The following is a 3675-nucleotide window of genomic DNA, read 5'->3' as shown; positions in this document are numbered from 1 at the left end:
GACGCCTATAACGCCCTGAGCGATGAGGAGCGCGCGGCGCTGGACAGCTCCGTCGACGAGGCGCTGGATCACTACCTCGCCAACTATGGCGAGCTGCTGAAGAAGTGGGACAGCATCCTTGACGAAAAGGGCGTCCAGAAGGTCGAATTCAGCGAGGAAGAGATCGCGGCCTTCCGCGAAAAGGCCGCCGATCCTGCACGCGAGGCATGGATCAAGGACATGGAAGCCCAAGGCATTCCGGGTCAGGAACTCTACGACCTCGTTCAGGAAACGCTGGAAAAAGAGCGTATGTCCAACTGAACCACTCAGGGGCCGTGCCATCGGTGCGGCCCCGCCGTTCGGTTCCCCGGACACATTTGAAGGAATACCACCATGGCAGGTTCCTCCGCCGTGCTGACCGACGATAGCCTGCTCAGTCGGCTGGATCGGGTCTTGCTGAAACTCGAAACATTCTTCGCCCTGATTTCGGGCATCGCTGTCTTCCTGCTGATGGTTCTGGCGGTCTGGTCGGTGGGCGGACGCAAGTTTTTCTCCTCCCCCCTTGCCGGTTACGTGGACTGGATCGAGGCGGCGATGCCGTTCATCGCGATCATGGGAATCGCCTATACCCAGCGTAACGGCGGCCATGTGCGGATGGACATCCTCATCGGGCAGTTGCGGGGGCGCGCGCTCTGGGCTGCGGAACTGGTTTCCGTGATCCTGATCTTCTTGCTGATGGTCGCGCTGGTCTGGGGATCATGGGCGCATTTCGACCGCAGCTTCGATCTGAGCGTTCCCATGTGGAGCCGTGACAGCTCCATCGATATCGGATTGCCCATCTGGCCGTCGAAACTGGTGGTGCCGGTGGCCTTTTCGGTGCTTGCCCTGCGCCTGCTGCTGCAAATCTGGGGCTACGGGCGCGCGATGGTGCTGGGGCTTGAGCACCCTGTCGCGGTGCCACTGGTACAAACCGCCGCCGAACAGGCCATGGCCGAGGCCGAACATCTGGATGGACACGACTGATGGAACCAATTGAAATCGGCCTGTGGGTCTCTGGCGGTATGCTGGTCATGGTGGTGCTTGGCATGCGCGTGGCCTTCGCCGCGGCGATGGCCGGGCTCGTCGGCCTGATCTGGATCTTCTGGGCCAAGCGGGGAATGGAGTGGGACCAGTTCGGCTGGGCGCTGACGGTCGCGATCAAGACGGCGGGGCAGGTGCCCCATTCCAAGGTATCGAGCCAGACCCTGTCGCTGATCCCCACCTTCATCCTCATCGGGTTTCTCGCCTATTACGCGGGTCTGACGCGGGCGCTCTTCGAGGCGGCCAAACGCTGGTTCGCATGGGTGCCCGGGGGGCTTGCCGTTTCCACCGTGTTCGCCACGGCGGGCTTTGCCGCCGTGTCCGGTGCCTCGGTCGCCACCGCTGCCGTGTTTGCGCGCATTGCAATCCCGGAAATGCTCCAGATCGGCTACAACAAGCAGTTCGCAGCCGGTGTGGTTGCCGCGGGCGGTACGTTGGCCTCGCTCATCCCGCCGTCGGCGATCCTCGTGATCTATGCCATCATCGTTGAACAGGACGTGGGCAAGCTGCTGCTTGCCGGGTTCATACCGGGGGCCTTTTCGGCCATCATCTACGGCATATTGATCATCGGCATCGCCATGATCTGGAAGAACGTGGGCCCCCCGGTGCGCGGCTTTACCTGGGGCCAGCGCTTCGCTTCGTTGCCGGCGGCCCTGCCCATCGTCGCCGTCGTCGTGATCATCATCTTCTTCGTCTACAACCCCTTCGGCGACGCCTGGGGCACACCGACCGAAGGCGGTGCCGTGGGGGCCTTCATCGTGTTCTGCATGGCGCTGATCCGGGGTATGCGCTGGGCGGAGCTGAAGGACGCCTTGCTGGAAACCGCAAAGCTGACGGTGATGATCTTCACCATCATCTGGGGCGTGCTGATCTACGTGCGGTTTCTTGGCTTCGCGGACCTGCCCGGGGCCTTCGCGGACTGGATCTCATCGCTCGCCGTGTCGCCCATGCTGATCCTGATCTGCATTCTATTGGCCTATGCGGTGCTGGGCATGTTCATGGATGCCATCGGGATGCTGCTGTTGACGCTGCCGGTGGTCTACCCGGCGGTCATGGCCCTGAACGGCGGCGAATTCGTCAGCGCCGCGGACAGTACCTTTGGCATGTCGGGACCGATGGCCGCGATCTGGTTCGGGATTCTCGTGGTGAAGATGGCGGAGTTCTGTCTGATCACCCCGCCGATCGGGCTCAACTGCTTCGTGGTGGCCGGGGTGCGCCCCGATCTCAGTGTGCAGGACGTGTTCCGCGGGGTGATGCCCTTCTTCGTCGCGGACGCCGTCACCATCGCCCTGCTGGTCGCATTCCCGTCCATCGTGCTTTGGCTGCCATCGCTGGCAGGTTGACGCTGGCCAACGCCGGGCGGCATCCACTGCCCGGCCTAGCCGGACCTCAGGAGCCCCGGGATGCCGCGTCATGGGCGCGGCGTTCTTCCTTGATGGTTTCCGCCGTATCCTCGCCGGACAGGAACATGCCCACCGTGTGCAGGGGCTCGAAATTCTCGCAGATGACCTTGAACACCACGAGGAAGGGCACCGCCACCAGCGCCCCCGCCAACCCCCAGAGCCAGCCCCAGAAGACCACGGTCAGGAACACCGCCACCGTGTTCATGGCGAGCCTGCGCCCCACGAGGTAGGGGGTGATGAGGTTCCCCTCCACCCCGGTGAGGATCTGGTAGCCCAACGGGGCCAGCAGCGCATAGCCGAGGTTGTCGAACTGCACGATGGCAAAGGCCCCCACAAGCACGGAACCGATGAAGCCCCCCAGATAGGGCAGGAAGTTCAGCAGGAATGCGGCGACCCCCCAGACCGCCCCGTTCGTCACCCCGAGCAGCGTCAGGTAAATGCCCACGCAGAGCCCGAGAGCCGCGTTGATGATGGTGATCGTAAGCAGGTAGCGCGACACCCGCCTCTCGACGTTGTACACGGTCGTGAGCGCGCGTTTCTTACCGCTGAGCGTGGGGAAGGCCTGTACCAGCTTGAGGTAGAACAACTCCCCCGAGGACAGCAGGAAAATGGCAAGGACCAGCGTGACCGCAAGGGTGGCGCCGACCGTCGCGACCGTGTCGAAAGCACTGTCCATCAGGGAGGGCTGCTTGACCACAACCTCCTGAGGGTCGTCCTTTTCACCGCTGATCTTTTCCACTTCCGCCGTGGCATCGCGGACGTTTTCCACCGCGTCCGACATCCCCCGCAGCTTTTGCTGGATCTCGTTGCCCATGCGCGGGATCTCGTCGCTCCAGAGCGCGACCGTCCCCGCCGTGCCCGCAAGGATTGCAAAGATCACAGCAGAGGTCGACAGCACCAGCAGAAAGGCCGAGACCACATGCGGCACCCCCAACCGGTGCAGCCCGCGCGAGACCGGGCTGAGCGTCAGGGCCAGCAGAAAGCCCAGCAGGATCGGAAGGATGAGGTCTTTGGCAAAATAGGCCGTCACGAAAAGGGCGATCATGACCAGGAAGCGCAGGGATCGGCGGATGGAAGTGAGATCGTCCAACTGTTGCTCCGACTGTTTGCGCGCCTATCCTGCTAGAACCCCGAAGAACGTGAAAAGTTCGCACGGCAGCCGCACTTTTTTGGTCGCGGCCACACGTTTGAGGGGAATGGGGGTGCAGTTGTG

The 3675-nt window shown here is 63.0% G+C and carries 3 protein-coding genes and 1 pseudogene; 3 read left to right on the top strand and 1 reads right to left on the bottom strand.

Annotated elements, in window-relative coordinates; all coding sequences use genetic code 11:
* The 3 genes and pseudogenes from A3764_RS09055 to A3764_RS09045 form a co-directional block, all read left to right on the top strand.
* Positions 1–300, top strand: a pseudogene (locus A3764_RS09055) (C4-dicarboxylate ABC transporter substrate-binding protein); the annotation flags it as partial.
* 72 nt (positions 301–372) lie between these two features.
* Entirely contained in the window at positions 373–1002 is a 630-nt protein-coding gene (locus A3764_RS09050) for a TRAP transporter small permease subunit (protein WP_067925446.1), read from the top strand.
* Positions 1002–2402 (top strand): TRAP transporter large permease, encoded by a 1401-nt coding sequence (locus tag A3764_RS09045; protein ID WP_067925449.1) that lies wholly within the window; start codon positions 1002–1004, stop codon positions 2400–2402. Before A3764_RS09050 ends, A3764_RS09045 begins: the two co-directional genes overlap by 1 nt.
* Before the next feature lie 46 nt (positions 2403–2448).
* Here A3764_RS09045 and A3764_RS09040 read toward each other — a convergent pair whose 3' ends face one another.
* On the bottom strand, positions 2449–3552 hold the full coding sequence (locus A3764_RS09040) for an AI-2E family transporter (RefSeq protein ID WP_236628150.1): 1104 nt from the start codon (positions 3550–3552) through the stop codon (positions 2449–2451).
* Between the last annotated feature and the right edge of the window lie 123 nt (positions 3553–3675).

Origin of the sequence: Sulfitobacter sp. HI0129 (assembly GCF_001635395.1) — a bacterium.
Lineage (GTDB): Bacteria > Pseudomonadota > Alphaproteobacteria > Rhodobacterales > Rhodobacteraceae > Sulfitobacter.
Note: the sequence above shows the minus strand (reverse complement) of the source record. Positions and strands in the feature narration are given on the sequence as shown.

Coding starts and splice junctions, on each gene's coding strand:
- A3764_RS09045 (WP_067925449.1), top strand. CDS start 1,002: ATGGAACCAATTGAAATCGGCCTGTGGGTCTCTGGCGGTATGCTGGTC.
- A3764_RS09050 (WP_067925446.1), top strand. CDS start 373: ATGGCAGGTTCCTCCGCCGTGCTGACCGACGATAGCCTGCTCAGTCGG.